We start from the raw sequence: 15,553 nt of genomic DNA, 5'->3' as shown, positions 1-15,553 counted from the left end.
CGTTGTTGCAAATCCAGCAGGGGCTGCTCCGCAGCCCTTTCGCGACACAAGGCCGCTCCTACAACGATGGCATCGCTGAATGGTTCTCAAGATGAAAGCCCTGCCTGCTGCGTTCATCTACCATTGAAACCCATCACGCCCCGCCCCATCTAAGCACCATAGTCATTCACGCAGGTGCCCCATGAGCGACCAGCAGGATTTCCCGGAACACCCCGACGAACACAGCGAAGTCGAGCACACCACTACCCAGGCCGAAACCGGTCACGCCCTCGCCCTGCCCGGCCAACAGTTGCCGGACAAGGTCTACGTCATCCCGATCCACAACCGCCCGTTCTTCCCGGCCCAGGTACTGCCGGTCATCGTCAATGAAGAACCCTGGGCCGAAACCCTCGACCTGGTGGCCAAGTCACCGGACCACTGCCTGGCACTGTTCTTCATGGACACCCCGCCAGAAGACCATCGCCATTTCGATACCTCGGCGCTGCCGCAGTACGGCACGCTGGTCAAGGTGCACCACGCCAGCCGCGAAAACGGCAAGCTGCAATTCGTCGCCCAAGGCCTGACCCGGGTACGCATCCGCAGCTGGCTCAAGCACCACCGCCCGCCCTACCTGGTCGAAGTGGAATACCCGCGCCAGCCCGCCGAACCGACCGACGAGGTCAAGGCCTACGGCATGGCACTGATCAACGCGATCAAAGAGCTGCTGCCGCTCAACCCGCTGTACAGCGAAGAGCTGAAGAACTACCTCAACCGCTTCAGCCCCAACGACCCCTCGCCGCTCACCGACTTCGCCGCCGCACTCACCTCGGCCACCGGCAACCAGTTGCAGGAAGTACTCGACTGCGTACCCATGCTCAAACGCATGGAAAAGGTCCTGCCGATGCTGCGCAAAGAGGTGGAAGTCGCGCGGCTTCAGAACGAGATTTCGGCCGAGGTCAACCGGCAGATCGGTGAACACCAGCGCGAGTTCTTTCTCAAGGAACAGCTTAAAGTCATCCAGCAGGAGCTGGGCCTGACCAAGGACGACCGCAGCGCCGACCTGGAACAGTTCGAACAACGCCTCGAAGGCAAGACCCTGCCCCCCCAGGCACGCAAGCGCATCGATGAAGAGATGGGCAAACTGGGCATTCTCGAAACCGGTTCGCCCGAATACGCCGTAACCCGCAACTACCTCGAATGGGCCACCGCCCTGCCGTGGGGCGTTTATGGCAAGGACAAGCTCGACCTGAAGCATGCGCGCAAAGTGCTCGACCAGTACCACGCCGGCCTCGACGACATCAAGGAACGCATCCTCGAATTCCTCGCCGTGGGCGCCTGGAAAGGCGAGATCAGCGGCTCGATCGTGCTGCTGGTAGGCCCACCCGGGGTGGGCAAGACCAGCATCGGCAAGTCCATAGCCGAGTCGCTGGGCCGGCCGTTCTACCGCTTCAGCGTTGGCGGCATGCGTGACGAAGCCGAGATCAAGGGCCACCGGCGTACCTACATCGGCGCCCAGCCCGGCAAGCTGGTGCAGGCGCTGAAAGACGTCGAAGTGATGAACCCGGTGATCATGCTCGACGAAATCGACAAGATGGGCCAGAGCTACCAGGGCGACCCGGCTTCCGCGTTGCTGGAAACCCTCGACCCGGAACAGAACGTCGACTTCCTCGACCACTACCTCGACTTGCGCCTGGACCTGTCCAAAGTGCTGTTCGTGTGCACCGCCAACACCCTCGACTCGATCCCCGGGCCGTTGCTCGACCGCATGGAAGTGATCCGCCTGTCCGGTTACATCACCGAAGAAAAGCTGGCCATCGCCAAGCGCCACCTGTGGCCCAAACAGCTGGAAAAGGCAGGCGTGGCCAAGACCAGCCTCAGTATCAGCGACAGTGCCTTGCGTATGGTGATCGAAGGCTATGCCCGAGAAGCCGGCGTGCGCCAGCTTGAGAAGCAATTGGGCAAGCTGGTGCGCAAGGCGGTAATCAGGTTGCTGGAGGACCCTGAAGCCAAGCTGAAGATCGGCACCAAGGACCTGGAGGCCGCGCTCGGTACCCCGGTGTTCCGCAGCGAGCAGGTACTGGCTGGCAAAGGCGTGATCACTGGCCTGGCCTGGACCAGCATGGGCGGCGCCACGCTACCCATCGAGGCGACCCGCATCCACACCCTCAACCGTGGCTTCAAGCTGACCGGCAAGCTGGGGGATGTGATGAAAGAGTCGGCCGAGATTGCCTACAGCTACGTCAGCTCCAACCTCAAGCAGTTTGGTGGTGACCCTGGGTTCTTCAATGAAGCGTTCATTCACTTGCACGTACCTGAAGGTGCCACGCCAAAAGACGGCCCGAGTGCCGGCATCACCATGGCGAGTGCCCTGCTGTCGCTGGCCCGCGACCAGGCTCCGAAAAAAGGCGTGGCCATGACCGGCGAGTTGACCCTCACCGGCCAGGTGCTGCCGATTGGCGGTGTGCGCGAGAAGGTGATTGCGGCGCGGCGGCAGAAGATTTTGGAATTGATCCTGCCTGAGCCAAACCGTGGCGACTTCGACGAACTGCCCGATTACCTGCGTGAAGGCCTGACGGTGCATTTCGCCAAGCGCTTTGCCGACGTGGCCAAAGTCCTGTTCTAGCCTGCACCGGCCTCTTCGCGGCTAAAGCCGCTCCCACAGGAATGTCACTGCCCTTGAAGGCGTCGGTGCCCCTGTGGGAGCGGCTTTAGCCGCGAAGGGGCCGGCACAGACAACACAAAACTCCTCGATCATCGGTTATCCTCAGGCCATCGCCAGCCCCCGGAGCCAACATGACCGCCCCCCGTCTGCTCGTTCCCCTGAGCTTCGCCCTGCTTTCTGCCTGCGCACAACAACCCACGCAGCCCGTCGAACTGGATGCCGAAAGTGAATGCCCAACGCGGCTGCAAGTCGGCCAGAGCCTTACCCTGACGCTGCCCAGCAACCCCACCACGGGTTACCGCTGGTTGGTGCAAAACCCGGCAACCAACGTGCTGCAAAGCCTTGGCCCCGAGGTCTACAGCGCCCCTGAAGACGCCGGTATCGTTGGCAACTCGGGCATCTCGACCTGGCGCTACCAGGCCCGCGCAACTGGCGAAGGCCACCTGGTACTGGTCTACCAGCAGCCCTGGGCCCCAGAAGTGCCCCCGGTGCAGACCTTCGATTGCGCCATTCGGGTACATTGAACGCACAGCGCTGGTCAGCCGACCATGCATCCACGCTGCGGTTTGGCTAGAATGCGCCCCCTGCATATCACCAGCCGCCTGGATTCGCCGTGAGCAAACAACCCGACCGTCTTTTTGCCCAACCTCTGGAGCAGGTCCCCGACTTCGTCTTCAACGAAGACGTAGTGCGCGTGTTCCCGGACATGATCAAGCGCTCGGTGCCCGGCTACCCCACTATCGTCGAAAACCTCGGCGTACTGGCCGCGCGCTTTGCCCAACCGCACACCGCGCTGTACGACCTGGGTGCATCCCTGGGTGCCGTCACCCAGTCGCTGCGCCGCCACGTGCGCAGTGACGGTTGCCGGGTCATTGCCGTCGACAACTCCGCCGCCATGGTCGAGCGCTGTCGCCAGTACCTCACCGCCCAGGACTCGATGTTCCAGGAGCTGCTACCGGTGCAAGTACTGGAAGCCGATATCCTGGCCCTGCCCTTCGAGCCCGCCTCGGTAGTGGCAATGAACTTCACCCTGCAGTTCATTGCCCCCGACCAGCGCCTGGAACTGCTCGGCCGTATCCGTCAGGCACTGTTGCCCGGCGGCGCGCTGATCCTCTCGGAAAAGCTGCGCTTCGCCGATGAGCAAGAGCAGGACCTGCTCAATGAACTGCACCTGGACTTCAAGCGTGCCAACGGCTACAGCGAACTGGAAATTGCCCAGAAGCGCAGCGCCATCGAAAACGTGATGAGGCCCGACACCCTTGAAGCCCACCAGGAGCGCCTGCGTGCCGCCGGCTTCTCGAAGGTGGTACCGTGGTTCCAATGCCTTAACTTTGCCTCGTTGATAGCCCTGCCATGATCGATCTGTCCCCCCTTGTCCGCCGCCTGGCGGGCACGCCCCTGGCTTCCTGGTCGCAAGGCCTGCAAGCACAACTGGAAGCCAAGCTGGAGAAAGGCCACGGTGACCTCGACCGCTGGCGCGGCGCGCTGGAAGCGCTGCCCGCCCTGCAACCCAGCGAAGTCGACCTGGTCAACGGGCTGCGCCTGGACTGCGACTGCGATGACGCAACCCGCGCGCAGATGCGCCAGGCGCTCATGGGCCTGTCGCCTTGGCGCAAAGGGCCGTTCGATCTGTTCGGCGTGCATGTGGACACCGAATGGCATTCGGACTGGAAATGGTCACGGGTAAGCCCGCACCTGGACCTCAAGGGTAAGCGCGTGCTCGACGTCGGCTGTGGCAACGGCTACTACCAGTGGCGCATGCTCGGCGCCGGCGCCGACATGGTGGTTGGTGTCGACCCCAACTGGCTGTTCTTCTGCCAGTTCCAGGCCGTGCAGCAGTACCTGCCGGAGCTACCGGCCTGGCACCTGCCCTTCGCCCTGGAAGACCTGCCTGCCAACCTGGAAGGCTTCGACACGGTGTTTTCCATGGGCGTGTTCTATCACCGCCGCGCCCCCATCGAGCACCTGCTGGCGCTGAAAGACTGCCTGGTCAAAGGGGGCGAACTGGTACTGGAAACGCTGGTAATCGAAGGCGACGAAAACCAGGTACTGGTACCAGAAGACCGCTACGCGCAGATGCGCAACGTGTGGTACCTGCCATCGGTACCGGCCCTGGAACGCTGGTTGCGCCGTGCCGGTTTCAGCGATGTGCGTTGCGTCGATGTCAGCGTGACCAGCGTCGAGGAACAGCGCAGCACCGAGTGGATGCGCTACCAGTCGCTGGGTGACTTCCTCGACCCGAACGACCACAGCAAGACCATCGAAGGGCTGCCTGCCCCACGCCGCGCCACGCTGCTGGCACGCAAATAAAAAAGGCGCCCGGTTGGGCGCCTGAATACACCTGCGACGAGGAGCAGTCGCAGCGCAGGTGCTGTTGCTTCAATCCTTGGCCACTTCGCGGGCCTTTTCCTGCGCTTTGCGCTCGCGTTCGGCAACAGCTTGTTGCTTGTCGCCATGCAGGCGCTGCTGGTCTTCGCGAAACGCTTGCCAGAACTGTCTTGAGCGCTCCGCACCGCCCTCGGCGTAAACACTGGCACTGCCCAGGGCAAGGGTGGCCAACAGCAGGTATTTGGTCAGGTTCATCGTATTTGCCTCGTGATAACCGATCAGACACGGCCATCCTAGCGAGGGGCAGCTAACAGCAAGGTGAGGTGGGGATTACAGTCCTGCAATGTGGGCTTGTTTCGTCTGCTCCGGCCTCTTCGCGGGCAAGCCCGCTCCCACAGGTACAACACAGATACTGAATGTTGTTGTTTACCTGTGGGAGCGGGTTTACCCGCGAAGAGGCCGGAACAGGCAGCCAGATAACGCCAGGATTACAAATCCGTTATCTGCACCGCCGGCCCTTACTCATGCCGTAACATCCTGCCCCTTGACCCTGATGTCACTACAGGGTCGAGAATCGCCCCCTTCTCATTACCCCGAGCCCCCAATGCGCCTACTGATCATCGAGGATGAACTGCGTACCGCCGACTACCTGCAACAGGGCCTGCGCGAAAACGGCTATGTAGTCGACTGTGCCCATACCGGCACCGACGGCCTGCACCTGGCCCGCCAGCACGCTTACGAGCTTGTCATCCTCGACGTCAACCTGCCGGAACTTGATGGCTGGACCGTGCTGCAACGGCTGCGCGCCGAGTCAGCCACGCGCATCATGATGCTGACCGCCCACGGCCGCCTGGCCGACCGGGTCAAAGGCCTGGACCTGGGTGCTGACGACTACCTGTTGAAACCCTTCGAGTTCCCGGAGCTGCTGGCCCGTATCCGCAGCCTGCTGCGCCGCAACGACCAGCAAATGCTGCCCAGTACCCTGCGCGTCGCCGACCTGGAGCTTGATCCCGGTCGCCACCGCGCCTACCGCGCCGGGCAGCGTATCGACCTGACGGCCAAGGAGTTCGCCCTGCTGCACCTGCTGATGCGCCAGACAGGCGAAGTGCTTTCGCGCACACAGATCATCTCGTTGGTATGGGACATGAATTTCGACTGTGACACCAACGTGGTGGAGGTCTCGATACGGCGCCTGCGGGCGAAAATCGACGACCCGTTCGACGACAAGCTGATCCATACCCTGCGTGGCGTAGGCTATGTACTTGAGGCGCGCTTTTGAAAAACGCCAGCCTGTCGCTACGCCTGGGCCTGAGCGTGACGCTGATGGGGGCCGCACTGGTGCTGTTGCTGGCCTGCCTGGCAGTGTTCGCCCTGGATCACGAGCTGGACAGCCGCGCACGCAAGGACCTGGCGCGCAAGATGCTGCAAGTCGAGCACAACCTGCGCGTCGACCTGCGCAGCGAGGACCTGGGAAGCCGCGCCCATCCACTGCTCGACCTGGTGATGGGGCATGACAACCTCAGCCTCAGCGTGCTGGCCCTGGAAGGCCGCCACCCGCACCTGCTCAGCCTCGGCCCGGCCCTGGAGTCGCGGGTGGGTGACTTGCCCACCGATGCCCGCCTGGCTTTTCATGAATGGCGCGACAGCAGTGGCAACCAGATGCTCACCGTGACGCGGCTGATGCACCTGCGTGACAACACGCCAGTCAAGGTGATGATGTCGCTCAACCGCGCCGACGACAACGCCCTGTTGCAGGCCTACCTGCATTCAACCTTGCTCGCATTGCCACTGCTGCTGGTATTGATTGGCGCAGGCGCCTGGTGGCTCATGCAACGCGGCCTGAAGCCGCTGCGGCGCTTCCGGCGCATTGCAGGGCAAGTGTCGGCCCAGCACCTTCAACATCGCCTGCCCACTATCGGCCTGCCACAAGAACTGGCAGAACTGGCCACCAGCATCAACGTGATGCTCGACCGCCTCGATCAGGGTGTGAGCCAGTTGTCGCAGTTCTCCGACGACCTGGCCCATGAACTGCGTACGCCATTGAGCAATCTGATGGGTAAGGCCCAAGTGACCCTGGCCCGTGAACGGGACAACGCCAACTACCGGGAAGTGCTGGAAGACAGCATCGAGGAACTGACCCGGCTCAACCGCATCATCAACGACATGCTGTTTCTCGCCCAGGTCAGCCAGCCCCAGACACAGATCGCTCGCAAACCCATGGCATTGGCTGACGAGACTGCAAGGGTTGTCGAGCTTTTTGCCTACAGCGCCGAGGTGAAAGACGTTGAATTGCGTGTTCAGGGCTGGGGCACGGCACTGGGTGATCGGCTGATGTTTCAGCGTGCGTTGTCAAACCTGTTGAGCAACGCAATACGACACTGCCCTGACGGTACGCCCGTGGAATTGCGTATCGAACGTTCGGGCGGCGAAGTGTGGCTATCCGTGCAGAACCAAGGGCCTGGCATTGCTGCCGAACACCAGCCGCGCCTGTTCGAGCGGTTTTACCGGGTGGGCTCGGGGCGCTCGCGGCTGGAAGGCGGGACCGGTTTGGGGTTGGCGATCGTGCAGTCGATCATGCAGTTGCATGGTGGGCGGGTTGAGGTGAACAGCAGCCCTTTGGGGCCCACTCGCTTCACCTTGGTGTTTCCTGCCGAGTAATGCACCGCCTGTACCGGCCCCTTCGCGGGCAAGCCCGCTCCCACAAGAACTTCACAGGCCTGAGGCTTATGAGACACCTGTGGGAGCGGGCTTGCCCGCGAAGAGGCCGGTACAGGCGACCTTTAAATCAGCGCGAAGCCGCCACGATCAGCGCCTTCATCTCGGCCACTGCGGCCTTGAAGCCAACGAACAGGGCGTGCGCCACCAGCGCGTGGCCAATGTTCAACTCGTTGATGCCCTTGATCGCCGCCACCGCCTCGACGTTGTGGTAATGCAGGCCGTGGCCGGCATTCACGATCAGCCCCTGCCCCACGCCAAAGGCCACGCCGTCGACAATACGCTGGAGCTCTTCAGCAACTTCAGTCGGGGTTTCGGCATCGGCGTAACGCCCGGTGTGCAGTTCGATAGCTGGCGCGCCCACCCGGCGCGAGGCCTCGATCTGCCGCTCGTCAGCATCGATGAACAACGACACCTCGGCACCGGTACGCGACAACCGCTCGACGGCCGCCTTGATCCGCGCTTCCTGCCCAGCCACATCCAGGCCACCTTCGGTGGTCAGCTCCTGGCGGGTTTCGGGAACCAGGCAGATATGCGCCGGGCGGATCTTCTCGGCAAAGGCCATCATCTCTTCGGTGACGCCCATTTCGAAGTTCATGCGCGTCTGCAGCACATCCTTGAGCAGCACCACGTCACGCTCCTGGATATGCCGGCGGTCTTCACGCAGGTGCACGGTGATGCCATCGGCGCCGGCCTCTTCAGCGTCCAAGGCGGCCTTGACCGGGTCAGGGTAACGCGTGCCCCGGGCCTGGCGCAGGGTCGCCACGTGGTCGATGTTTACGCCAAGAAGCATGCGGTTGCTGTGAGTCACGAAAGGCTCTCCTGAAGATTGAGCCCCACAGCATACGTCGTGATCAGCGCTTGCGAAACAGTTCCCGGCTGACCAGCGGTTTTGCGCCCAGGTGAACGGCCAGGGCCTGGCGCATCAGGCGCTTGGCGGCGAGCAAGGCGCCGGGGGCGTCCCAGTCAGCTTCCGCCAGCGCCAAGAGCTCGGTGCCGCGGAAAAGCCCGGGTTGTACCAGTTCGACCCGCTCCAGGCCGGCATCCACACGCAACCGGTAAAGGCCGTCGAGCGCGATCGGTTGATCGTTCACGTCGTGGTTCAAGGAAAACGCATAACCGAGTTCGTCCAGCAGCCGCCATTCGAACGAACGCAGCAGCGGCTCCAGCGGGCGCCCGGCTGCCAGCGCCTGCAAGGTCAGGGTGTAGTGCTCGAACAGGGCCGGGAACGGCGCCTCGGCGGGCAGCAGGCGCATCAGCAGTTCGTTGAGGTACAGACCGCTGAACAAGGCATCGCCGTTCAACCAGGCAGCGATGCCGGCGCTGTCCATCCGCCCGACATTTTTCAACTCGCCGCGGCCGCGTAGCTCTACCTCAAGCGGCACAAACGGCCGCACCAGGCTGCCGCCCTTGCCACGCGCGCGGCGCAGTACGGCGCGCATACGGCCCTGCGGCGTGAAGAAGTCCACCAGCGCGCTGGTTTCCTTGTAGGCACGGCTATGCAGCACGTAGGCTGGCTGCCCGACAGGTTGTTCCATGAAAAGATCACTCGCCCCAAGGTTGCACTGGCCCTTGTAGGAGCGGCCTTGTGTCGCGAAAGGGCTGCGCAGCAGCCCCGGCGATTTATGCTGCCAAGCTGAGAATCTGGGGCCGCTTCGCGGCCCTTTCGCGACACAAGGCCGCTCCTACAGGGGGCTGCGGTGCTTTGGTTACAGGTCGCCGTAACCCAGCGAACGCAGGGCGCGCTCGTCGTCGGACCAGCCGCCTTTCACCTTGACCCACAGGTTGAGCATGACCTTGGAGTCAAACAGCACCTCCATGTCCTTGCGCGCCTCGGAGCCGATGCGCTTGACGCGCTCGCCCTTGTCGCCAATGATGATTTTCTTCTGGCCGTCGCGTTCTACCAGGATCAGCGCGTGAATATGCAGAACGTGGCCCTGCTGCTTGAACTCTTCAATTTCCACGGTGATCTGGTACGGCAGCTCTGCACCCAACTGGCGCATGATCTTCTCGCGCACCAGTTCGGCAGCCAGGAAGCGGCTGCTGCGGTCGGTGATCTGGTCTTCCGGGAAGAAATGGTCGTTTTCCGGCAGATGCTTGGCGATCTGGGCTTCCAACGCATCCAGGTTATGCCCCTGCTGCGCGGAGATCGGCATCACCTCAGCATTCGGCAGTTGCTCCTGCAGCCACTGCAGGTGCGGGATCAACTCGGCCTTTTCTTCCATGCGGTCGGTCTTGTTGACCGCGATGATCACCGGGCCGGTCACATACTGCACACGCTCCAGTACCAACTGGTCCTCGTCGGTCCACTTGGTGCGGTCAACCACGAAGATCACCACATCGACGTCCTTCAGGGCCGCCGACGCATTGCGGTTCATGTAGCGGTTCAGGGCCTTGTCATTGGCCTTGTGGATACCGGGGGTATCCACGTAGATCGCCTGCACGTCACCCTCGGTCTTGATGCCGAGCATGTTGTGGCGGGTGGTCTGCGGCTTGCGCGAGGTAATCGCCAGTTTCTGGCCGAGGATATGGTTGAGCAGGGTCGACTTGCCCACGTTGGGGCGGCCGACAATGGCCACGTAGCCGCAGCGAGTCGGGTTGCTATCAGTCATTGCCATTCTCCACGCCCAGGGCGATCAGTGCAGACGCGGCGGCGACTTGCTCGGCAATACGCCGGCTAACGCCCTGACCACGGCTCTTGTTGTTCAGCAGCACGACTTCGCATTCTACGAAGAAGGTACGGCAGTGCGGTTCACCCTGGATATCCACTACTTCGTAACGCGGCAGCTCACAGCTGCGCGATTGCAAAAACTCTTGCAGGCGGGTTTTCGGGTCCTTGTTGGTATCGACCAGGGTCAGGCCTTCGAACTCATCAGCCAGCCAGGCCAGCACGCGCTCCCGGGCCGTGTCCATGTCGGCGTCCAGGTAGATGGCACCAATCAGTGCCTCCAGGGCGTCGGCCAGGATCGACTCGCGACGGAAGCCGCCACTCTTGAGTTCTCCCGACCCCAGGCGCAAGTAATCGCCCAGGTCGAAACCACGCGCCAGACGGGCCAGGGTCTCACCCTTGACCAGGCGCGCACGCAAGCGCGACAGCTGGCCTTCACGGGCCTGCGGGAAGCGCTCGAACAGCGCTTCGCCGGCGACGAAGTTGAGAATGGCGTCACCGAGAAACTCCAGACGCTCATTGTTGCGCCCGGCGTAGCTACGATGGGTCAGCGCCAGGAGCATCTGGTCCTGGTTCTTGAAGGTATAACCGAGCTTTCGCTCCAGAGGGGCAAGGGAAGCACTCATGCGGCCACCCGTTCGTTGTTCAACGCGTTGTTCAAATCAACATCCTGAAAGACTGTTTGGCTGTGGCCCGCCGCGCGATCTGCGGCGAATCTCCCGATCCCTGAGAACACAGCCTATGTCAGAAATGCATTCGGCGCTGTCTGCTGGACAGCGCCGATGGGTATCAATGGATCAGGCCGACCCGCGACAGGTTGGGCAAGTGGCTGAGTTTGGGCTCTGGCCAGCTCATCCAGACTGCGAAGGCCTTGCCGACGATGTTCCGGTCCGGAACCATGCCGTGCAGTTCCTTGGGAATGTTCGGGTCATCCCAGTAACGGCTGTCGTTGGAGTTGTCGCGGTTGTCGCCCATCATGAAGTAATGGCCTGCCGGCACGGTCCACTGCTGGTCCGGCGGCATGCGATAACGGCTCATCTCCTTGCGGATCAGGTGTTCGGCCTCGCCGAGCTTTTCCTTGTACAGCTCGGCGCTGCCCAGGGTGCCCGGTTCGGTACCCACCAGTTGTTCGGCAATCGGCTGGCCATTCACGAACAGCCGCTTGTCGTTGGTGTAACGGATCTGGTCGCCCGGCAGGCCGACTACACGCTTGATGTAGTTGACGTTCGGGTCGCTCGGGTAACGGAACACCATCACATCACCGCGTTGCGGGTCACCGACCTCGATGACCTTTTTGTCGATCACCGGCAGGCGAATACCGTACGAGAACTTGTTCACCAGGATGAAATCACCCACTTCCAGGGTCGGCTTCATCGACCCCGAAGGGATCTGGAACGGCTCGACCAGAAACGAGCGCAGTACCAGCACGATGAACAGCACCGGAAAGAACGACTTGCCGTACTCGACCAGCAACGGCTCCTTGTTCAGGCGTTCGACCACGGCCATCTCGGGCTGGCTGACGCTGCCCTGGTAGTTGGCGATTGCCGCACGCCGGCGCGGGGCCAGGAACAGCAGGTCGATCAAGCCCAGCAGGCCGCAGACGAAGACGGCAATGACTAGCAACAGCGGGAAATTTAGCGACATAGGACCTAGCTATCCAACCTGAGCACGGCGAGGAAGGCTTCTTGTGGAATTTCCACGTTGCCGACCTGTTTCATGCGTTTCTTACCGGCCTTCTGCTTCTCCAGCAGTTTCTTCTTACGGCTGACGTCACCACCGTAGCACTTGGCCAGTACGTTCTTTCTGAGCGCCTTGACGGTTGTACGCGCGATGATCTGGCCGCCAATGGCTGCCTGGATCGCCACGTCGAACATCTGCCGAGGGATCAGTTCCTTCATCTTTTCGGTCAACGCACGGCCTTTGTAGGCCGCGTTGTCGCGGTGCACGATCAATGCCAGCGCATCGACCTTGTCGCCGTTGATCAGTACATCCAGCTTGACCAGGTTGGCCGACTGGTAGCGATCGAAATGATAATCCAGCGAAGCATAGCCGCGGCTGGTGGACTTGAGGCGGTCGAAGAAGTCCAGCACCACTTCGTTCATCGGCATGTCGTAACGCACCTGCACCTGGCTGCCGAGGAACTGCATGTCGCGCTGCACGCCACGCTTCTCGATGCACAGGGTGATGACGTTGCCCAGATGTTCCTGCGGCACCAGGATGGTCGCGGTGACAATCGGCTCGCGGAAGTCTGCGACAGCAGAAACGTCCGGCAGCTTGGACGGGTTGTCGACGACGATGGTTTCGCCGGTTTTCAGCTCCAGCTCATAGATCACGCTAGGCGCGGTGGTGATCAGGTCCAGGTCGTATTCGCGCTCCAGGCGCTCCTGGATGATCTCCATGTGCAGCATGCCGAGGAAGCCGCAACGGAAGCCGAAGCCCAGGGCGTCGGAGCTTTCCGGCATGTACTGCAGCGACGAGTCGTTCAGGGTCAGCTTCTGCAGTGCATCGCGGAAGTCCTCGAAGTCGTCGGAGCTGACCGGGAACAGGCCGGCGTACACCTGCGGCTGGATCTTCTTGAAGCCTGGCAGCACTTCGACCTCTGGGGTCGAGGACAGGGTCAGGGTGTCACCTACCGGGGCACCGTGAATGTCCTTGATGCTGGCGATGATGAAGCCTACTTCACCGGCTTTCAGATCAGCGGTCTGAGTGTGTTTCGGGGTGAATACGCCGACGCTGTCGACCAGGTGCACCTTGCCGGTGGACTTGACCAGGATCTTGTCGCCTTTCTTGACGCGGCCCTGGCGCACACGCACCAGCGAGACCACGCCCAGGTAGTTGTCGAACCAGGAGTCGATGATCAGCGCCTGCAGCGGGGCATCGATCTCGCCCTCCGGAGCAGGAATGGTCTGCACCAGGCGCTCGAGCACCTCGTCCACGCCCATGCCGCTCTTGGCGCTGCAAGCCACGGCGTCGGTAGCATCGATACCGATGATCTTCTCGATCTCGTCCTTGACGCGGTCCGGGTCGGCTTGGGGCAGGTCCATCTTGTTGAGGACCGGCATGACTTCCAGGCCCTGCTCGATGGCGGTGTAGCAGTTGGCAACCGACTGGGCTTCGACACCCTGGCCGGCGTCGACCACCAGCAGTGCACCTTCACAGGCCGCCAGCGAGCGCGAGACTTCGTAGGTGAAGTCGACGTGACCGGGGGTGTCGATGAAGTTCAACTGATAGGTCTTGCCGTCCTGCGCCTTGTAATGAAGCGTGACGCTGTGGGCCTTGATGGTGATACCGCGCTCACGCTCCAGGTCCATGGAATCGAGCACCTGGGCTTCCATCTCGCGTGCCGACAGGCCACCGCACATCTGGATGAAACGGTCGGCCAGCGTCGACTTGCCATGGTCGATGTGGGCGATGATGGAGAAATTGCGGATATGACTCAAATCACTCACGGGTCAACACTCGAAAAGGCTGCGAGCCGGACGCCCGCCGAAAAATAGCCGGGAATTGTACCTTAAGCTGCTGGGATATGGGAGATTCCTCTGTCCGACTGTACACAGCAAACACCCCCGCAATTGTGAATAATCATGAAAAAGGGCAGCCGAAGCTGCCCTTTTCTGCTTGCCAGACCGCTTACTCAGCGAGCTTGAAGGTAATGAAGCTGGCACGACCCTGACGCAGCACGCGCATCGACACCGAACGGTTCTTCGGCAGTTCCTTGGCGATTTCGGTGAATTCCTTGGCCGAACCGATCGCCTGGTTGTTCAGGTGGCTGATGACGTCACCCGGGCGCAGGCCGATCAGGGCTGCCGGGCCATCCTGCACTTCCTTGATGACCACACCGCCTTTGAGCTCCAGGGATTTCTTCTGCTCGGCGGTCAGGTCGGCGACCGATACACCCAGGCGGTTGCTGCTACGCTCTGCACTGCCCTCGGCGCCGGTGCCAATGTCGGCGTCATCATCCGGCATCGCACCCACGGCTACATCCAGGGTCTGGCGCTTGCCGTTACGGATGATTTCCAGCTTGGCCTTCTCGCCATCTTTCAGGCTGCCGACCAGGTGCGGCAGGTCGGCCGACATGACGATCGGTTGACCGTTCATGCTCAGGATCACGTCACCCACCTGCAGGCCGCCCTTGGCTGCCGGGCCGTTTTCCAGTACCTGGGCCACCAGGGCGCCGGCCGGTTTGTCCAGGCCGAAGGATTCAGCCAGGTCCTTGTTGACCTCCTGGATCACCACGCCCAGCCAGCCACGGCTGACCTTGCCGTCTTTCTTCAACTGGTTCGACACATCGATCGCCACGTCGATCGGGATGGCGAACGACAGGCCCATGAAGCCGCCGGAGCGAGTGAAGATCTGCGAGTTGATACCCACCACTTCGCCCTTCATGTTGAACAGCGGGCCGCCGGAGTTACCCGGGTTGATGGCCACGTCGGTCTGGATGAACGGCACATAGGTATCGTTCGGCAGGGTGCGGCCTTTGGCGCTGACAATACCCTTGGTCACCGAATGGTCGAAGCCGAACGGCGAACCGATGGCCAGCACCCACTCGCCCACCTTGAGTTTCTCGGAATCACCCAGCTTTACCGTGGGCAGGTTCTTGCCTTCGACTTTCAGCAGGGCCACGTCGGTACGTGGGTCGGTGCCGATCAGTTTGGCCTGCAGCTCGCTGCGGTCCGACAGGCGGACGATGATCTCGTCGGCATCGGCTACCACATGGTTGTTGGTCAACACATAGCCATCGCTGGAAATGATGAAGCCCGAGCCAAGCGACATGGCCTCACGCTGGCGGTCGCCACGCGGCGAACGAGGCTGCTGCGGCATGTTGCGCTCGAAAAATTCGCGGAACATCGGCGGCAGGCCTTCCAGGTCGGGCATCTGCCCGGAAGCAACGCGGTTCGGCAGTTTCTGCTTGGTACTGATGTTGACCACGGCCGGCGAGGCCTGCTCGACCAGCGTGGTGAAGTCCGGCAGGGCTTCTTCGGCCTGGGCGGTGAGCACCTGGCCGAGCATCAGCACGGCGGCGAACATCGATAGGTAGGATTTCAAGCGTGGTGTTGACATACGACTCCCGTCACAACGAGCGGTAGTTTAGAAAGGCCCCTGCACAACGCAGGAAAGGCCAGGCTCCTGAAAGCCTGACCTATAGAAAATTTGCCGGTGGATTGCAAATGACAATGCTTTAATTTCATTTCAGCCGCATG

14 protein-coding genes are annotated in these 15,553 nt (G+C 61.9%); 6 read left to right on the top strand and 8 right to left on the bottom strand.

What is annotated here, in order from left to right:
* Positions 1-181 precede the first annotated feature (181 nt).
* From lon to cmoB, 4 genes are all read left to right on the top strand, one after another.
* Positions 182-2,602 (top strand): endopeptidase La, encoded by a 2,421-nt coding sequence (gene lon / locus ACQKPZ_RS03395; RefSeq protein WP_427535546.1) that lies wholly within the window; start codon positions 182-184, stop codon positions 2,600-2,602.
* Positions 2,603-2,772: 170 nt separating this feature from the next.
* Entirely contained in the window at positions 2,773-3,165 is a 393-nt protein-coding gene (locus tag ACQKPZ_RS03390; RefSeq protein ID WP_427535545.1) for a protease inhibitor I42 family protein, read from the top strand.
* 89 nt (positions 3,166-3,254) lie between these two features.
* On the top strand, positions 3,255-3,998 hold the full coding sequence (cmoA, locus tag ACQKPZ_RS03385; RefSeq protein WP_427535544.1) for a carboxy-S-adenosyl-L-methionine synthase CmoA: 744 nt from the start codon (positions 3,255-3,257) through the stop codon (positions 3,996-3,998).
* Positions 3,995-4,951, top strand: a complete 957-nt coding sequence (gene cmoB / locus ACQKPZ_RS03380) for a tRNA 5-methoxyuridine(34)/uridine 5-oxyacetic acid(34) synthase CmoB (RefSeq protein WP_427535543.1) — start codon at positions 3,995-3,997, stop codon at positions 4,949-4,951. Before cmoA ends, cmoB begins: the two co-directional genes overlap by 4 nt.
* Before the next feature lie 69 nt (positions 4,952-5,020).
* On the opposite strand, the gene ACQKPZ_RS03375 is transcribed toward cmoB, so the two are convergent.
* Positions 5,021-5,224 carry a hypothetical protein gene (locus ACQKPZ_RS03375; RefSeq protein ID WP_009684756.1) on the bottom strand — a complete coding sequence of 68 codons (204 nt, stop codon included), beginning with the start codon at positions 5,222-5,224 and terminating at the stop codon, positions 5,021-5,023.
* Positions 5,225-5,573: 349 nt separating this feature from the next.
* Between ACQKPZ_RS03375 and ACQKPZ_RS03370 the strand changes: the two genes are divergently transcribed.
* Both ACQKPZ_RS03370 and ACQKPZ_RS03365 read left to right on the top strand, forming a co-directional pair.
* Positions 5,574-6,248: a heavy metal response regulator transcription factor gene (locus tag ACQKPZ_RS03370; RefSeq protein ID WP_427535542.1), complete on the top strand. Its 675-nt coding sequence runs from the start codon at positions 5,574-5,576 to the stop codon at positions 6,246-6,248.
* Positions 6,245-7,627 (top strand): heavy metal sensor histidine kinase, encoded by a 1,383-nt coding sequence (locus ACQKPZ_RS03365; protein WP_427535540.1) that lies wholly within the window; start codon positions 6,245-6,247, stop codon positions 7,625-7,627. The genes ACQKPZ_RS03370 and ACQKPZ_RS03365 overlap by 4 nt, the downstream gene beginning before the upstream one ends.
* 127 nt (positions 7,628-7,754) lie before the next feature.
* Here the strand turns inward: ACQKPZ_RS03365 and pdxJ are convergent, their stop codons facing one another.
* The 7 genes from pdxJ to ACQKPZ_RS03330 all read right to left on the bottom strand — a co-directional run bounded on the left by pdxJ (position 7,755) and on the right by ACQKPZ_RS03330 (position 15,380).
* Complete coding sequence (pdxJ, locus tag ACQKPZ_RS03360; RefSeq protein WP_152954894.1) at positions 7,755-8,477, bottom strand: pyridoxine 5'-phosphate synthase; 723 nt, start codon at positions 8,475-8,477, stop codon at positions 7,755-7,757.
* Between the two features lie 61 nt (positions 8,478-8,538).
* Positions 8,539-9,222: a DNA repair protein RecO gene (recO, locus tag ACQKPZ_RS03355; RefSeq protein WP_391132083.1), complete on the bottom strand. Its 684-nt coding sequence runs from the start codon at positions 9,220-9,222 to the stop codon at positions 8,539-8,541.
* 171 nt (positions 9,223-9,393) lie between these two features.
* Positions 9,394-10,296 carry a GTPase Era gene (gene era, locus ACQKPZ_RS03350; protein ID WP_427535538.1) on the bottom strand — a complete coding sequence of 301 codons (903 nt, stop codon included), beginning with the start codon at positions 10,294-10,296 and terminating at the stop codon, positions 9,394-9,396.
* Positions 10,289-10,978 carry a ribonuclease III gene (gene rnc, locus ACQKPZ_RS03345; protein WP_391132087.1) on the bottom strand — a complete coding sequence of 230 codons (690 nt, stop codon included), beginning with the start codon at positions 10,976-10,978 and terminating at the stop codon, positions 10,289-10,291. Before rnc ends, era begins: the two co-directional genes overlap by 8 nt.
* Positions 10,979-11,141: 163 nt before the next feature.
* The gene (gene lepB / locus ACQKPZ_RS03340) at positions 11,142-11,996 is read right to left on the bottom strand and encodes a signal peptidase I (protein WP_049276347.1); all 855 of its coding nucleotides are present in this window, start codon (positions 11,994-11,996) and stop codon (positions 11,142-11,144) included.
* Between the two features lie 5 nt (positions 11,997-12,001).
* Complete coding sequence (lepA, locus tag ACQKPZ_RS03335; RefSeq protein ID WP_233690152.1) at positions 12,002-13,801, bottom strand: translation elongation factor 4; 1,800 nt, start codon at positions 13,799-13,801, stop codon at positions 12,002-12,004.
* Between the two features lie 181 nt (positions 13,802-13,982).
* On the bottom strand, positions 13,983-15,380 hold the full coding sequence (locus ACQKPZ_RS03330) for a DegQ family serine endoprotease (protein WP_403194816.1): 1,398 nt from the start codon (positions 15,378-15,380) through the stop codon (positions 13,983-13,985).
* Positions 15,381-15,553: the final 173 nt, after the last annotated feature.

The sequence above is a fragment of the Pseudomonas sp. NPDC089547 genome (assembly GCF_050280665.1).
Lineage (GTDB): Bacteria > Pseudomonadota > Gammaproteobacteria > Pseudomonadales > Pseudomonadaceae > Aquipseudomonas.
This window is presented reverse-complemented; position numbering and strand designations above follow the sequence as displayed.

Coding starts and splice junctions, on each gene's coding strand:
- lon (WP_427535546.1), top strand. CDS start 182: ATGAGCGACCAGCAGGATTTCCCGGAACACCCCGACGAACACAGCGAA.
- ACQKPZ_RS03330 (WP_403194816.1), bottom strand. CDS start 15,380: ATGTTCGCCGCCGTGCTGATGCTCGGCCAGGTGCTCACCGCCCAGGCC.
- recO (WP_391132083.1), bottom strand. CDS start 9,222: ATGGAACAACCTGTCGGGCAGCCAGCCTACGTGCTGCATAGCCGTGCC.
- ACQKPZ_RS03375 (WP_009684756.1), bottom strand. CDS start 5,224: ATGAACCTGACCAAATACCTGCTGTTGGCCACCCTTGCCCTGGGCAGT.
- lepB (WP_049276347.1), bottom strand. CDS start 11,996: ATGTCGCTAAATTTCCCGCTGTTGCTAGTCATTGCCGTCTTCGTCTGC.
- era (WP_427535538.1), bottom strand. CDS start 10,296: ATGACTGATAGCAACCCGACTCGCTGCGGCTACGTGGCCATTGTCGGC.
- rnc (WP_391132087.1), bottom strand. CDS start 10,978: ATGAGTGCTTCCCTTGCCCCTCTGGAGCGAAAGCTCGGTTATACCTTC.
- ACQKPZ_RS03370 (WP_427535542.1), top strand. CDS start 5,574: ATGCGCCTACTGATCATCGAGGATGAACTGCGTACCGCCGACTACCTG.
- pdxJ (WP_152954894.1), bottom strand. CDS start 8,477: ATGCTTCTTGGCGTAAACATCGACCACGTGGCGACCCTGCGCCAGGCC.
- ACQKPZ_RS03390 (WP_427535545.1), top strand. CDS start 2,773: ATGACCGCCCCCCGTCTGCTCGTTCCCCTGAGCTTCGCCCTGCTTTCT.
- cmoB (WP_427535543.1), top strand. CDS start 3,995: ATGATCGATCTGTCCCCCCTTGTCCGCCGCCTGGCGGGCACGCCCCTG.